Source organism: Luteimonas sp. A501, assembly GCF_054052085.1.
The window spans coordinates 526,825-541,316 of record NZ_JBSVRI010000002.1; the positions used below are offsets into that span (position 1 = coordinate 526,825).

The 14,492-nt window shown below is 69.6% G+C and carries 10 protein-coding genes; 1 reads left to right on the forward strand and 9 read right to left on the reverse strand.

The genetic code is table 11. The features are described from left to right. Positions 1 to 216 precede the first annotated feature (216 nt). From ACW7G5_RS08910 to purB, 7 genes are all read right to left on the reverse strand, one after another. Positions 217 to 810 carry an LOG family protein gene (locus tag ACW7G5_RS08910; RefSeq protein ID WP_457003707.1) on the reverse strand — a complete coding sequence of 198 codons (594 nt, stop codon included), beginning with the start codon at positions 808 to 810 and terminating at the stop codon, positions 217 to 219. 103 nt (positions 811 to 913) lie between these two features. Beyond that, complete coding sequence (gene lpdA / locus ACW7G5_RS08915; RefSeq protein ID WP_457003709.1) at positions 914 to 2,350, reverse strand: dihydrolipoyl dehydrogenase; 1,437 nt, start codon at positions 2,348 to 2,350, stop codon at positions 914 to 916. Between the two features lie 14 nt (positions 2,351 to 2,364). Next, entirely contained in the window at positions 2,365 to 3,603 is a 1,239-nt protein-coding gene (gene sucB, locus ACW7G5_RS08920) for a dihydrolipoyllysine-residue succinyltransferase (RefSeq protein ID WP_457003710.1), read from the reverse strand. Between the two features lie 42 nt (positions 3,604 to 3,645). Continuing rightward, the gene (locus tag ACW7G5_RS08925; protein WP_457003712.1) at positions 3,646 to 6,513 is read right to left on the reverse strand and encodes a 2-oxoglutarate dehydrogenase E1 component; all 2,868 of its coding nucleotides are present in this window, start codon (positions 6,511 to 6,513) and stop codon (positions 3,646 to 3,648) included. Positions 6,514 to 6,713: 200 nt separating this feature from the next. Then, the gene (locus tag ACW7G5_RS08930; protein ID WP_457003714.1) at positions 6,714 to 7,622 is read right to left on the reverse strand and encodes a GNAT family N-acetyltransferase; all 909 of its coding nucleotides are present in this window, start codon (positions 7,620 to 7,622) and stop codon (positions 6,714 to 6,716) included. Positions 7,623 to 7,626: 4 nt separating this feature from the next. After that, positions 7,627 to 8,988, reverse strand: coding sequence for a JmjC domain-containing protein (locus ACW7G5_RS08935; RefSeq protein WP_457003716.1), 1,362 nt, complete (start codon positions 8,986 to 8,988; stop codon positions 7,627 to 7,629). A gap of 108 nt (positions 8,989 to 9,096) precedes the next feature. After that, positions 9,097 to 10,467: an adenylosuccinate lyase gene (gene purB / locus ACW7G5_RS08940; protein WP_457003717.1), complete on the reverse strand. Its 1,371-nt coding sequence runs from the start codon at positions 10,465 to 10,467 to the stop codon at positions 9,097 to 9,099. Between the two features lie 608 nt (positions 10,468 to 11,075). Between purB and ACW7G5_RS08945 the strand changes: the two genes are divergently transcribed. Continuing rightward, a complete protein-coding gene (locus ACW7G5_RS08945) occupies positions 11,076 to 12,470 on the forward strand; it encodes a class II fumarate hydratase (RefSeq protein ID WP_457003718.1) in 1,395 nt (464 codons plus the stop codon). 109 nt (positions 12,471 to 12,579) lie between these two features. Here the strand turns inward: ACW7G5_RS08945 and ACW7G5_RS08950 are convergent, their stop codons facing one another. Together ACW7G5_RS08950 and ACW7G5_RS08955 are read right to left on the reverse strand one after the other, a co-directional pair. Then, the gene (locus ACW7G5_RS08950; RefSeq protein ID WP_457003720.1) at positions 12,580 to 13,497 is read right to left on the reverse strand and encodes a universal stress protein; all 918 of its coding nucleotides are present in this window, start codon (positions 13,495 to 13,497) and stop codon (positions 12,580 to 12,582) included. A gap of 84 nt (positions 13,498 to 13,581) precedes the next feature. Continuing rightward, complete coding sequence (locus ACW7G5_RS08955; RefSeq protein WP_457003722.1) at positions 13,582 to 14,430, reverse strand: hypothetical protein; 849 nt, start codon at positions 14,428 to 14,430, stop codon at positions 13,582 to 13,584. Positions 14,431 to 14,492 lie beyond the last annotated feature (62 nt).

The window sequence follows — 14,492 nt, forward strand, 5'->3', positions numbered from 1 at the left end:
TCGGCGATGCGGCCCGTGACAGACCGGCTGTCGCTCAACCGGCCGTTGCAGGACCGGCTTTTGTGGAAGCCGCTATAGCGGCGAAAGCCCTGGCAGCGCGATCGCCGCTATAGCAGCTCCCACAAGAGCAGTGGCGCTGCAGGAACGCTGGACGGCGACCAGGGGGGCGCGGCCAGTGGGGGCGGCCAGTGGGCGGCCGCGGGAGAGGGTCCACGCTCAGCGCAGTTCGCGGCTTCGCTTCTCGTCGAGCCACTTCGAGGCCTGTGCGGGCTGGTAGCCGCGCATCCATTCGAACATCGCGTCGATGTCGTCGCCGGTCCACATGTCTTCGCGCTGGCCGGGATGCAGGAAGCGCTCTTCGACCATGCGGTCCATCATCGCGACCAGCGGCCGGTAGTAGCCGTTGATGTCGAGCAGGGCGCAGGGCTTCTCGCTGATGCCGAGCTGCCGCCAGGTGAACATCTCCACGATTTCCTCGAGCGTGCCGAAGCCGCCGGGCATCGCCACGAAGGCGTCGGCGAGGTCGAACATGCGCGACTTGCGCTGGTGCATCGAATCGACGACCTCGAGCTCGGTGAGGCCGCGGTGCGCGACCTCCATGTCGACCAGGTGCTTCGGGATCACGCCCACCACCTCGCCGCCCGCAGCCAGCACCGCGTCGGCGATCGTGCCCATCAGGCCGATGTTGCCGCCGCCGTAGACCAGGCGGATGCCGTCCCGCGCCATGCGCGTGCCGAGCGCGATCGCGCCCTCGATGTAGGCGGGATGGGCACCGCTGTTGGAGCCGCAGTAGACGCACAGGCTTTTCATGGGCAGCACTTCTTCCAGGATTGGAAAGGACGGCGCCGGGCAGGGCCCGGCGCTTTGCAGCAGCGTGAAGTCGCGGGCCGGGAAGATGCGCCGGCCCGCGCCTTCAGTTCGCCTTGTGGATCGCGCGCTTGTCGACCGCCATCGCGGCGTCGTGGATCGCCTCCGAAAGGCTCGGGTGCGCGTGGCAGATGCGCGCCAGGTCGTCGGCGGAGCCCTTGAACTCCATCGTCAGCACGCCCTCGTGCACCAGCTCGGAGACGTTGGCGCCGACCAGGTGCATGCCGAGCACGCGGTCGGTTTCCGCATGCGCCAGCACCTTCACGAAGCCCGCCGGCTCGACCATCGCCACCGCGCGACCGTTGGCGGCGAAGGGGAAGCTGCCCGCCTTGTACGGAATGCCTTCTTCCTTCAGCTGCTGCTCGGTCTTGCCGACCCAGGCCAGCTCCGGCTCGGTGTAGATGACCCAGGGGATGGTGTCGAAGTTGACGTGGCCCGGGAGGCCGGCGATCAGCTCGGCCACCGCGATGCCTTCCTCGAAGCCCTTGTGCGCCAGCATCGGCCCACGCACGCAGTCGCCCACGGCCCAGACACCATCGACGCCGGTGTGGCAGTGCTCGTCGACCTCGATCTGGCCGCGCTCGGTCAGCTTCACGCCGCTGCCCTCGGCCAGCAGGCCCTTGGACGCGGCCTTGCGGCCCACGGCGACCAGCAGCTTGTCGACGGTGATCGTCTCCTCGCCCTTCTTGTCGGCGAAGGTGACCTGCACTTCCTTCTTCTTGCCCTTGCCGGTGACCTCGGCCTTCGAGACCTTGGCGCCCAGGCGGATGTCCAGGCCCTGCTTCTTGAACTCGCGCGCGGCGAGCTTCGACACTTCGGCGTCGGCCGCGGCCAGGAAGTCGGGCAGGGCCTCGAGGATCACGACCTCGGCGCCCAGGCGCTTCCACACGCTGCCCAGCTCCAGGCCGATGACGCCGGCGCCGATCACGGCCATGCGCTTGGGCACTTCGGCGAAGTCGAGCGCGCCGACGTTGTCGACGATGGCGTCGCCGTCGAACTTCGCGAACGGCAGTTCGATCGAATCCGAACCCGCGGCGATGATGATGTTGGTGCCGGTCAGCTCGATCTCGCCGCCTTCGTGCTGCGCGACCTTCACCAGCCGGTCGGCGTGCAGGGTGGCGAAGCCGTAGTACGGCGTGACCTTGTTGGCCTTGAACAGCTGCGCGATGCCGCCGGTGAACTGCTTCACGATGGCGTCCTTGCGGCCGACCATCGTGCCGACGTCGATCTTCGCGTCCTTGGCGGTGATGCCGTGCTGGCCGAACACGTGCTGCAGGTTGTGGAACTGGCGCGAGCTGTCGAGCAGCGCCTTCGACGGGATGCAGCCCACGCGCAGGCAGGTGCCGCCCAGCGCCGGCTTGCCGTCCTTGCCCACGCCGGCGTCGATGCAGGCGACCTTCATGCCCAGCTGGGCGGCGCGGATCGCGGCGTGGTAGCCGGCGGGGCCGGCACCGATCACGACAACGTCAAATTGTTCTGCCATGTCTGTTCCTCTCCTTACATGCCCAGCAGCATGCGGTGCGGGTTCTCGAGCTGGTCCTTGATGTCGACCAGGAACTGCACCGCGTCCTTGCCGTCAATGATGCGGTGGTCGTAGCTGAGCGCGATGTACATCATCGGCGCGGCGACCACGGCGCCGTTCTCGACGATCGGGCGCTCCTTGATGGTGTGCATGCCCAGGATCGCGGACTGCGGCGGGTTGACGATCGGCGTCGACATCAGCGAGCCGAAGGTGCCGCCGTTGGTGATGGTGAAGGTGCCGCCCTGTAGGTCGTCGAGCGACAGCTTGCCGTCGCGCGCCTTGGTGGCGTAGTCGCCGATCGCCTTCTCGACGTCGGCGAAGCCCATCCGCTCGACGTTGCGCAGCACCGGCGTCACCAGGCCGCGGTCGGTGGAGACCGCGATCGAGATGTCGGCATAGCCGTGGTAGATGATGTCGTCGCCGTCGACCGAGGCATTGACCACCGGGTACTTCTGCAGCGCGTTGGCCGCGGCCTTGGCGAAGAAGCTCATGAAGCCGAGCTTGACGCCGTGCTGCTTCTGGAAGCTCTCGCCGAGCTCCTTGCGCATGGCCATGACCTTGCCCAGGTTGACCTCGTTGAACGAGGTCAGCATCGCGATCGATTCCTTCGACTGCATCAGGCGCTCGGCGATGCGCTTGCGGATGCGGGTCATCGGCACGCGCTCTTCCGGGCGTGCGCCGCCGGACACGCCCGGGGTCTTGCCCGAGGCGTAGTTGACCAGGTCTTCCTTGGTCACCGCGCCGCGGCGACCGGTGCCTTCGACCTGCGACGGGTCGATGCCGTCCTTGACGGCCGTGAAGCGCGCGCCCGGGGGCAGCTCGCCGGCGCCGCCCGAGGCGGGCGAGGGGCGGGTCGACGAAGGCGCCTTGGCCTCGGCCTTCGCGGCGTCGGCCTTCGGCTGCACTTCCTGGGCGCCCGCGGCCGGCTCGGCCTTGGCCTTGCCCGCGTCGCCATCGTCGGTCTTCGCCGGCGCGGCGCCTTCCTCGATCACCGCCAGCACCTGCTGGCTGGTGACGGTGTCACCTTCGGCGTATTTCAGTTCCTTGATCACGCCGTCGACGAGCGAGGGCACTTCGAGCACGACCTTGTCGGTCTCGAGGTCGACGATGTTCTCGTCGCGCGCGACGCTGTCGCCCACCTTCTTGTGCCAGGTGGCGATGGTGGCGTCGGAAACGGATTCGGGAAGTACCGGTACCTTGATCTCGGTGGCCATGTCTTGAGGCGTCCTGGTCGTTCGCTGTAAGCGGTGTGGGGGTCAGTCGGCTGCGAAAACGCTGCCGGCCTTGGAAGTGAGGGCGTCGGCGACCAGCTGCTGCTGCTCGACGACATGGTCGGCGAAGTGGCCGACGGCGGGCGAGGGCGAGCGCGACCGGCCGGCGTAGTGGAGCTCCAGCCCGGCCGGCACGCAGGCCTGCAGATGGTGGCGGATCTGGTACCAGGCGCCCTGGTTCTGCGGCTCTTCCTGGCACCAGACCACCGACGTGGCCTTGCCGTACTTGCCGAGCTCGGCGACCAGCGCCTCGCGCGGGAAGGGATAGAGCTGCTCGACGCGCACCAGCGCCACGTCGTCCTGTCCGCGCTTCTCCTTGTCCTCCAGCAGGTCGTAGTAGACCTTGCCCGAGCACAGCACCACGCGCTTGACCTTCTTCGCGTCGGCCGATGCGTCGCCGATCAGGTGCTGGAATTCGCCATTGGCGAGTTCGTCCAGCGTCGAGACCGCAAGCTTGTGGCGCAGCAGCGACTTCGGCGACATCACCACCAGCGGCTTGCGGGTGGTCATGCGCATCTGCCGGCGCAGCATGTGGAAGGCCTGGGCGGGCGTGGACGGCACGCAGACCAGCATGTTGTCGAGCGCGCACAGCTGCAGGAAGCGCTCCAGGCGCGCCGAACTGTGCTCGGGGCCCTGGCCTTCGTAGCCGTGCGGCAGCAGCAGGGTCAGGCCGTTGATGCGGCCCCACTTGGCTTCGCCGGAGGCGATGAACTGGTCGATCACCACCTGGGCGCCGTTGGCGAAATCGCCGAACTGGCCTTCCCAGATGCACAGGGTGTTGGGATCGGTGGTGGAGAAGCCGTACTCATAGGCCATCACCGCTTCCTCGCTGAGCAGCGAGTCGATGATGGTGGCCCGCTCCGGCGAGTCGACCAGCTGCTGCAGCGGCAGGTAGTAGTTGTCGGTCTTCTGATCGTGCAGGATCGCGTGGCGGTGGGTGAAGGTGCCACGCCCCACGTCCTGGCCCACCAGGCGCAGGCCGAAGCCCTCGTCGAGCACGGTCGCGTAGGCGAGGTTCTCGGCAAAGCCCCAGTCGGCGGGGATTTCACCGGCCGCCATCCTGCGGCGGTCCTCGTAGACCTTGGACACGCGCGAGTGCAGCTGCACGTCTTCGGGAATGGTGGTGATGGCCTTGGCCAGTGCCTTGAGCTTCGCCGGCTCGACCAAGGTGCTGGCCTTGTCGGTCAGCCTGCCGGCCACCAGGGAGCCCCAATCGACGAACAGGCGGCTCTCCGGCGACGTCTTTCCGACCTCGGCCAGCTCGGTCGTGACCTCGCCCGCGTCAAGCCGGTCGCGATGGCGGTCGACCAGCGCCTGGCCGCCCTTTGCGGGCAGCACGCCGGCCGATTCCAGCTGGTTGGCGTAGAGCTCGCGGGTGGTCTTGTGCTTGCGGATCATCTGGTACATCACCGGCTGGGTGATCGCCGGCTCGTCGGCCTCGTTGTGGCCGTGGCGGCGGTAGCAGACCAGGTCGATCACCACGTCCTTGTTGAATTCCTGGCGGAAGTCGTAGGCCAGGCGCGCGGCGAAGGCCACGGCCTCCGGATCGTCCGCGTTCACGTGCAGCACCGGCGCGCCGATCATCTTGGCCACGTCGGTGCAGTACAGGGTGGAGCGTGCATCCTCGCGGGCGCTGGTGGTGAAGCCCACCTGGTTGTTGACGACCACGTGCAGCGTGCCGCCGACGGCGAAGCCGCGCGCCTGCGACATCTGGAACAGCTCCATCACCACGCCCTGGCCGGCGAACGCGGCGTCGCCGTGGATCAGGATCGGCATCACCTGGCGGCGGGCCGTGTCCTGGCGACGCTCCTGGCGCGAGCGCACGGAGCCGGCGACCACCGGGTCGACGATCTCCAGGTGCGACGGGTTGAAGGCCAGCGCCAGGTGCACCGGGCCGCCATCGGTGGCGACGTCGGCGGAGAAACCCATGTGGTACTTCACGTCGCCGGCGTGGGCGAGGTCGTTGTGCTCGAACTTGCCCTCGAACTCGTCGAACAGCCGGCGCGGGCTCTTGCCCAGCGTATTGACCAGCACGTTCAGGCGGCCGCGGTGGGCCATGCCGATCACGATGTCCTTGACGCCTTCGCTGCCGGCACTGCGGATCACGGTATCGAGCAGCGGAATCAGCGAATCGCCGCCTTCCAGCGAGAAGCGTTTCTGGCCGACGTACTTGGTGTGCAGGTAGCGTTCCAGGCCCTCGGCTGCGGTCAGGCGTTCGAGAATGCGGCGCTGCTCGTCGGCGGTGTGGCTGTAACGCCCACCTGCGGTTTCCATGCGCTCGTACATCCAGCGGCGCTGCTCGGCCTGCGGGATGTGCATGAACTCGGCGCCGATGGGGCCGGCGTAGGTCGCGCGCAGCAGCGCGAGCAGGTCGCGCAGGCGCATGCGCGGGGCACCGCCAAAGGTGCTGGTGCCGCCAGCGGCAGGCCCGGTGGCGAACTCGGTGTCGAGGTCGGCGTCGGACAGGCCGTGGAAAGGCAGGTCCAGGTCCGGGGCATCGATCTTGTCGGCCATGCCCAACGGATCGGTATCCGCCTGCAGGTGGCCGCGCGAGCGGTAGGCGGTGATCAGCTTCAGCACCGAGCCCTGCTTGCGCTGGGCCTCGAGGTCACCGCCACCGGAGGCCACCACCACGCCGGCCTTGGCTTCCCGGCCGGCGCGGGCGACCGCGTCCATGACCACCGAGTGCGGGACGTCGCCGGCCTCCCGGCCCTGGAAGCCGTCGAACCAGGCCTTCCACTTGTCGCCGACGCTGTCGGGGTCAACGAGATACTGCTCGTACAGGTCCTCGATGAAGGCGGCATTGGCGCCGAGCTGGGAGGACTGCGCAAACTGCTTCAATAGATTGGCCACGATGGCGTCGGAAAACTCAGGAAATGAGGGGATGGTCCGCATATGCGGGACGAGTGCCTGTTCAGGCACTCGATCCGGGCAATTATAGCCCTCTGCGCGGGATTGAGGCGCCAGCATCCCGGTTCGAAACGCATTGTTGCCCAGGGGCGAAGGTCGGGCGCCGCGGCAGCGGCCTCGGGTCCCGGCGCGGGGCCAGCCCCTCAGATGCCGAGGGCGCGGTATTCCGTGCAGGGGCGGGCGCGCTCCCAGAAGGGGTCGAACACTCCGCGCAGGTGGCGCGCGCGGCCGGCGCCATCGAGCCGCGTCTCGCCCTCCCAGCGCTGGCCCAGAGGCCGGAAGAAATGGCCGCCGCCATCGTTGGCGACGAAGGCAGAGGCATAGGCGCGGTCGACCTGTTCCTCCACCGCGCGGAAGGCGATCGCGCTGGGCAGCCGCTGGCCAAGGGCGATCAGCGGTGCAAGCGCACGCTGCGGCACCGCCGGCTCCTGCAGCAGGATGCGGATCGCGCACTCGCCGCCGGTGGCGCAGCGGCGGATCGCGGCGACGATTTCCAGCTGGTCGAACAGGCCCGGATCGAGCTCGCGGCTGTAGATGTCGAGATGGCGGCGGGCGCCCGCGATGACGGCCCACGTGGCGGCGATCGCCGCGTCGCGCGAGTCGACCAGGTTGAGTGCGCCCGGCCGCAGGCGCATGGCCTGGTGCTCGATGCCGGCTTCCTGGAAGCGCTCGCCGACGGGCAGGAAGCCGGCGCGCGCATAGAAGCCGACCGCCGCGGCCTGGGCGTGGAGGGTGACTTCGGGCCAGCCCAGCGTCCGCGCCTGCTCCAGCAGCGCCTGCAGCAGCGCGTCGCCGACCCCGCGGCCGCGCCACGTGGGCAGGACCGCCATCCGGCCGATGCCGCGCGCGGGCGTGAGCCGGCCGGTGCCGATGGCATTGCCGGCGTTGTCGCGCGCGATGACGTGGTGGCACGCCGGGTCGAATTCGTCCCATTCGAGCGCCAGCGGCACGCCCTGTTCCTGGACGAACACCGCCTCGCGCACGCTGCGCAGGTCCGGCAGGCCTTCTTCGTAGCCGACCGCGTGGAGGGTGAATGCCTGCGCCGGGGCCATGCGCCTACTCCCCGTCGTCGCTGTCGTCGTCCCCGTCGTCTTCCAGCACCAGCTGGTAATGGCCGGCTTCCAGCAGGGCCAGCACGCAGCCACGCGCAGGCGGGGCCAGGGTGGCATAGGCCTTGTCGCCAAGCACGGGCGCATTGGCGATGGTCGCGGCGTCACCGGCAGGCATCGCGTGGGCCTCGCCGTTGACGTAGAGCCGCGCTTCGTCGCCGGACCGGCGCCAGGCCATGCGCGAATACGGATGGCGGTGGAGCTCGGCGCCGTGCTCGAGGTCCCACTCGACCTCGATGCGCGAGCGCGGCGCGGCGTCGCCCTCGTCGGGAGCGGCGACTTCGCCGCCGTTGCGATACATGGTGATGAAGCGGCCGAACCAGTCGGCCATGCGCTGCGGATCGTCGCTGCGCAGCAGGTCCAGGGCATGGACCACGCGCGCCATCGCGGCGTCGTCGATTTCCGCCGGATCGCCGGGCAGCAGGAGGTCGGGATCCGCGTAGCGCAGGTTGTCGTCGGCGTCGGCCAGCAGGCTGTCGGCAAGGTCACCGAGCAGTTCGGCCGCGGAGGGCGCGCGCATGCCGACCGAGAACGTCAGGCAGGCATCCTCGGCCACGCCGTGGTGCGGCACGTTGGGCGGCAGGTACAGCATGTCGCCGGGGCCGAGCACCCAGTCGTGGGTGACCTTGAACTCGCGCAGCAGCTTGATATCCACGTCGTCGCGGAAGGCGAGCGGCGGCTCCTCGCCGCCCATGGCCACGCTGGCGTCGATCATCCAGCGGCGGTGGCCGAGTGCCTGCAGCAGGAACACGTCGTACTGGTCGACGTGCGCGCCGACCGAGCCGCCCGGTGCCGCGAACGAGACCATGATGTCGTCCAGGCGCCAGCGCGGCAGGAAGCCGAAGTGCTGCAGCAGGCCGGCAATGTCCGGATCCCACTTGTCCACGTCCTGGACAAGCAGCGTCCAGTCCTGCCGTGGCATCGCCGGGAAGACTTCCTCGGCGAATGGACCCAGGCGCACGTTCCATGCGTCGGCGGCACGGTCGTGTTCGATGATGCGGGCCAGCACGCCTTCCTCGCAGGCCAGGCCGGCGAGGTCTTCCGGTGCGATCGGCGAGACGTAGCCGGGGATCGCGTTGCGGATCAGCAGCGGACGCTTCTGCCAGTAGTCACGCAGGAAGTCGGCCGGCGGCATGCCCAGCAGGCCTTTGCCGGTGGCGTCGATCTCGAGCGGCAGGTCGTGGGTGGCGGCCGGGGGCGTCGCGCCGGCGGGCTGCGATGCATCGGCAGCGCGGGGCGTAGCACGGCTGGCGGGCGCCTTCCCGCTGCTGGAGGCTTTGCGTCCGGAGGGTGCCTTGCGGGTGGTCATGGTGCGGGTCTCGTGCGGTTCGCGAGTGCGTGGAGAGGGCGTGGATCCGGCGATATGTGTGAGAGCGGCGATCTTTGTGGGAGCGGCTATAGCCGCGATTGAATCGGGTCAGACCTCGCGGGCAAGGGTGCCCGCGTGGCCCGTGTAGCTGCCGGGCGTCATGTGGAGGAGGCGCTGCTTCGCGTCGTCCGGCAGGTCCAGCCCGCCGATGAACGCGCGCATGGAGTCCGCGGTGATGCCCTGGCCACGGGTCAGCGCCTTGAGCTGCTCGTAGGGACTCGGCAGGCCATGGCGGCGCATCACCGTCTGCACCGCTTCGGCCAGCACTTCCCAGGACGCGTCGAGGTCGGCGGCCAGGCGCTCCGGGTTTGCGCTGAGTTTCCCCAGGCCACGCGCCAGCGCGTCAAAGCCGACCAGCGCGTGGCCGAAGGCGGTACCGAGTGCGCGCAGCACGGTGGAGTCGGTGAGGTCGCGCTGCCAGCGGCTGATCGGCAGCTTGGTCGCGAAGTGCTCGAACAGGGCGACGCTGATGCCGAAGTTGCCCTCGGCGTTCTCGAAGTCGATCGGGTTGACCTTGTGCGGCATGGTCGAGCTGCCGACTTCGCCGGCCTTCACCGCCTGCTTGAAATAGCCCAGCGAGATATAGCCCCAGACGTCGCGCGACAGGTCGATGAGGATGGTCGCGATGCGCTTCTGCACGTCGGCGATCTCGGCGATGCAGTCGTGCGGCTCGATCTGGGTGGTGTAGGGATTGAAGTCCAGCCCCAGCGATTCGACGAAGCGGCGCGAGAACGCAGGCCAGTCGACGTCGGGATAGGCGGCCAGGTGCGCGTTGTAGTTGCCGACCGCGCCGTTGGCCTTGCCGGTGAGCGATACCGCGACCAGCTGCGCGCGCTGGCGCTCCAGTCGCGCGACTACGTTGGCGAGCTCCTTGCCGACCGTGGTCGGTGAGGCGGTCTGGCCATGGGTGCGCGAGAGCATCGGCAGCGCTGCAAACTCGTGCGCCATGCCGCGCAGGGTGGCCGTGACGCCGTCCAGCGCGGGCAACATGACGTCGCGGCGGGCGGCGTCGAGCATCAGGCCGTAGGAGAGGTTGTTGATGTCCTCGCTGGTGCAGGCGAAGTGCACGAACTCCAGCGCCGGACCCAGTTCGGCGTCGTCGGCCAGGCGTTCCTTGATGAAGTACTCGACCGCCTTGACGTCGTGGTTGGTGGTGCGTTCGATCTCTTTGACGCGGGCGGCGTCGGCGGGTGAGAAGCCATCGGCCAGGGCGCGGAGGCTGGCGGTGGCGCCTTCGTCGAAGGGGGCCAGCTCGGGAATGCCGGGTTCGGCGGCCAGCGCCAGCAGCCATTCCACTTCAACCCGCACGCGGGCGTGGATCAGTCCGAACTCGGAGAACACCGGCCGCAGCGCCTCCACCTTGCCGGCGTAGCGGCCGTCGAGGGGGGAGAGGGCGAGCAGCGGGTTGAGGGCGGGCATGGGCGGTGTCTGGATGCGGGCGGCCGGTCATTCTACCCGGCGTGTGCTGGGGGTGACGGATGGTGGAGTCGCTTTCGGACACAGTGTGTTGCGGGTTGCGGGGTGTGGGCCGCGGGCTTCGTGGGGGAGCGTGCCACTGCAGGGTGGGTATGGACCGCCGCCTCAGCCATCGATGGCTGAAGCGGCTACCGCGCACGTCCATGTGCGCTGTCCATACCCACCCCGCAGTGTCCCGCTTCGGCGGACGGGAGTTCGCTGGCTTCGGCAGGTTCCCTGTCGTGCGGCTTTTATGCGTGCGGGGACTGATGTGCGGCTGCCAACGACATTCGAGTGCGGGCTTCGGGCTGGCCCTCCTCCACGTGGCCGTCGATGGTGGTGCGGGAGGTGGCTGGCGGGGGGAGTGCGGAGAGTGGGCCATGGATGGCCCACGTCCCCGCTTCCAGCCATGGATGGCTGGCGGCGGGGCGCAGCACTCCCCCCGCCAGCCACCTCCGGCGGCGCGGACCATCCAGATGGCATCTCTTTGGTGGCATCCCGTAGCCCCATCCATCATCAGGGAGCCAACGATCGCGGGCGTATCCTTCCAGCATCACCGAGTGGAGGACGTCATGGCTGCCAGGGATTTCCGGATCGAACACGACAGCATGGGCGAGCTTGAGGTGCCAGCCGATGCGCTCTGGGGCGCCTCGACGCAGCGCGCGGTGGAGAATTTCCCGGTCAGCGGGCGGCCGATGCCACGGGGTTTCATCCGGGCGCTGGGGCTGGTCAAGGCCGCGGCGGCCGAGGCCAACGCGGGCTTCGGGCTGCTGCCCAAGGGCCTGGCGGCATCGATCCGCAAGGCTGCCAACGAGGTCGCGGCCGGCGACCATGACGCGCACTTTCCGGTGGACATCTACCAGACGGGTTCGGGGACGTCCTCGAACATGAACGCCAACGAGGTGATCGCGACGCTCGCGACGCGCGCGGGCAAGCGGGCGGTGCATCCGAATGACCACGTCAATCTCGGCCAGAGTTCCAACGACGTAGTGCCGACGGCGCTGCGGGTGTCGGCGCAGCTGGCGGTGGTGGAGGAGCTGCTGCCGGCGCTGAAGCAGCTGCGCAAGAGCATCGACCGGAAGGGGCGCTCGCTGCGCAAGGTGGTGAAGACCGGGCGTACGCACCTCATGGATGCGATGCCGCTGACGTTCGCGCAGGAGTTCGGTGCCTGGTCCTCGCAGCTGGCCTCGGCCGAGGCGCGGCTGGGCGATGCGCTCAAGCGCCTGCGGCGGCTGCCGATCGGGGGCACGGCGATCGGTACCGGCATCAACGCCGATCCGCGCTTCGGCAAGGCGGTGGCCCGGGCGCTGTCGGCGGCGAGTGGAACGCGCTTCGACTCGGCCGATGACAAGTTCGAGGGCATCGCCTCGCAGGACGATGCGGTGGAGCTGTCGGGCCAGCTCAACGTGCTGGCGGTGGCGCTGATGAAGATCGCCAACGATCTGCGCTGGATGAATTCGGGGCCGCTGGCCGGGCTCGGCGAGGTGGAACTGCCGGCGCTGCAGCCGGGCAGTTCGATCATGCCGGGCAAGGTCAATCCGGTGATCCCGGAGGCGACGGTGATGGCCTGCGCACAGGTGATGGGCCACCACGTGGCGGTGACGGTGGCGGGGCAGAGCGGCAATTTCCAGCTCAACGTGGCCCTGCCGCTGATCGCGGCCAACCTGCTGGAGTCGGTGGGGCTGCTGTCGGCGGTGTCGCGGCTGCTGGCGGAGCGGGTGATCGACGGCCTGGAGGTGCGCCGCGACGTGGTCGGGACGGCGCTGGAACGCAATCCGATCCTGGTGACCGCGCTCAATCCGGTGATCGGCTACGAGAAGGCGGCGGCGATCGCCAAGCAGGCCTATCGCGAGGGGCGGCCGGTGCTTGATGTGGCGGTGGAGGCCACGGGAATGCCGGAGGCGAAGCTGCGCGCGCTGCTCGATCCGCTGGCGCTGACCCGCGGCGGGATCCACGACGGCGGTTGATGCGCTCGCTGCAGGAGCCACCCTCGCCTTTGTAGGAGCCGCTTTAGCGGCGATCGCCGCTACGGCTGTCCACGCGCATTCGCAAAGGCGATGGTGCGGGCGGTCGCGGCTAGCGCCCTTGCGGCGCCTGGTCCGTTGTTTCGGCGCGCGCCCTGGGTTCGGGAACCAGCAGGGTGTCGCAGGGGCTGGCGTCGAGGACTTCGCGGGCGACGCTGCCGATGAGCAGGTGGAACAGGGCGCCGCGGCCGTGCGTGGCCACGACCACCAGTCCGGCATCGATCGCCAGGGCGTGTTCGGCCATGCGGCGCGCGGCGTCGCCGTGCGCGGCGGCGACCGGCAGGCCGGCGTGGCCGTGGGCCACGACGAAATCGCGGGCCTTTTGCAGGACCGCTTCGTGCATGTCGCCCACGCCGCGTTCGCGGTCGCCGTCGCGCAGCCCGAGGTAGGGCGGTTCGAAGGCGGTGAACAGGCTGGTGGCGATTTCCGGGAAGAAGCCGCGCCCGACGTCGAGCGCATGCGCCGAGGACGTCGAGAAATCGCTGGCCACGACCATCCGTGCGTAGGGTGCGTGGACGCGGTCGCGCACGACCAGCAGCGGCAAGTGCCCGTGGCGCGACAGCCAGGTGACCGTCGAGCCCAGCAGGTGGCGTCCGAACAGGGCGTCGTGGGCGATGCCGGTCACCACCAGGCTGCAGCCGGCTTCGGTGGCCACGGATTCGACGCAGCTGCCGACCCGGCCTTCGCGCACCAGCAGTTCCAGCCGGACGTCGTCGGCGACCGGGCCGACGTCGCGGCGCAGGCGCGCGGCGGCGCGCAGCGCGGCCGGGCTTGCATGTGGCGACGGCGGCTGGTCGCGGCGCGGCGGCGGTTCGGGCGCGGGCTCGACCACGGTCAGCACGACGAGCCTGGCCTCCCATTCGCGCGCAAGCGCAACGGCGCGGTCCAGGGCGCGGTCGCAGCGCCCGTCCAGGTCGGTGGCGAGCAGGATGGCGCGCGGCGCATCGGGCTTCCAGACGATGTCGCTCATGTGGCTGAGGCCTCGCTCCGCGTGGCTGCGGCGTGGTCCATCCGAGTCTAGCCGCAAGCCGCCGCGGCGTCCGGCGGCCGCGGTTCAGCGCTTGCGGGGGATATCGACCTTGCCGGCCACGCCCTGGTGGTCGACCGAGCCGCTGCCCAGCGAACGCACGCGCAGGTCGCCGCCGATCACGCGGGCTTCTATGTCGCCCGAGCCGACCGAGCCCACTTCGACGCCGCCGCCGATGCGCTCGAGGCCGGCATCGCCGGAGCCGACCGAACCGATGTCGACCCCGCCGCCCACGTCGCGCAGCTCCAGGTCGCCGGAGCCGATGCTGCCCATGCGCGCGTCACCGCGGACCTTCCGGGCCGAGAGGTCGCCGGAGCCGATCGATCCGCCGTCCAGGCTGCCGATGTCCTGCAGCGTGATGTCGCCCGAACCGACGGTCGCCCTGACCTCGCCGCGGATGCCACGCGCCTCGGCATCGCCGGAACCCACGGTGAGGCCGAGCCGGGACAGGCCGTTCAGCCAGGCATCGCCGGAGCCGACCGTCACTTCGACCGGGATTCCGTCGGGCACGCTGCCGGACAGGTCGAACCAGGCGTAGTGGTCGCCGAAGAACGACCAGCCGCTGCGCTCCTCGCGGTTGAGGCGCACCACCAGACGGTCGCCCTCGCGGGCCTGCTCCAGCTTCAGTCGCGCGAGCTCGTCCGCGCTCGAGGCGCAGGCGCGGCCCTGCAGGCTGCCGGCGCGCCCGGGCGTGCCGTCCAGGCGCAGCTTGCTGGCGCCAACGCGGAACTCCACCAGGCGTGCATCGCCGATGTCGAGCGCGAGCGACTGCGGTGCGCTGTGCTTGCAGGCGCGGTCGCCGTCGGCCATGGCCGGGGTCGGCGCTGTCGCCAGGCAGAGGAGGGCGAGGGAGAACGTGGTGGCTGGAATGCGCATGGATAGCCTCGTGTCTTGGAGGGGCCGGAAGGCCCGGTTCGCGCCATGGGCGCGGCTGGCGG

What these genes read in the sequence shown, in the direction of transcription:
- ACW7G5_RS08910 (WP_457003707.1), bottom strand. Translation starts at nt 810, where the DNA reads ATGAAAAGCCTGTGCGTCTACTGCGGCTCCAACAGCGGTGCCCATCCC.
- lpdA (WP_457003709.1), bottom strand. Translation starts at nt 2,350, where the DNA reads ATGGCAGAACAATTTGACGTTGTCGTGATCGGTGCCGGCCCCGCCGGC.
- sucB (WP_457003710.1), bottom strand. Translation starts at nt 3,603, where the DNA reads ATGGCCACCGAGATCAAGGTACCGGTACTTCCCGAATCCGTTTCCGAC.
- ACW7G5_RS08930 (WP_457003714.1), bottom strand. Translation starts at nt 7,622, where the DNA reads ATGGCCCCGGCGCAGGCATTCACCCTCCACGCGGTCGGCTACGAAGAA.
- ACW7G5_RS08935 (WP_457003716.1), bottom strand. Translation starts at nt 8,988, where the DNA reads ATGACCACCCGCAAGGCACCCTCCGGACGCAAAGCCTCCAGCAGCGGG.
- purB (WP_457003717.1), bottom strand. Translation starts at nt 10,467, where the DNA reads ATGCCCGCCCTCAACCCGCTGCTCGCCCTCTCCCCCCTCGACGGCCGC.
- ACW7G5_RS08945 (WP_457003718.1), top strand. Translation starts at nt 11,076, where the DNA reads ATGGCTGCCAGGGATTTCCGGATCGAACACGACAGCATGGGCGAGCTT.
- ACW7G5_RS08950 (WP_457003720.1), bottom strand. Translation starts at nt 13,497, where the DNA reads ATGAGCGACATCGTCTGGAAGCCCGATGCGCCGCGCGCCATCCTGCTC.
- ACW7G5_RS08955 (WP_457003722.1), bottom strand. Translation starts at nt 14,430, where the DNA reads ATGCGCATTCCAGCCACCACGTTCTCCCTCGCCCTCCTCTGCCTGGCG.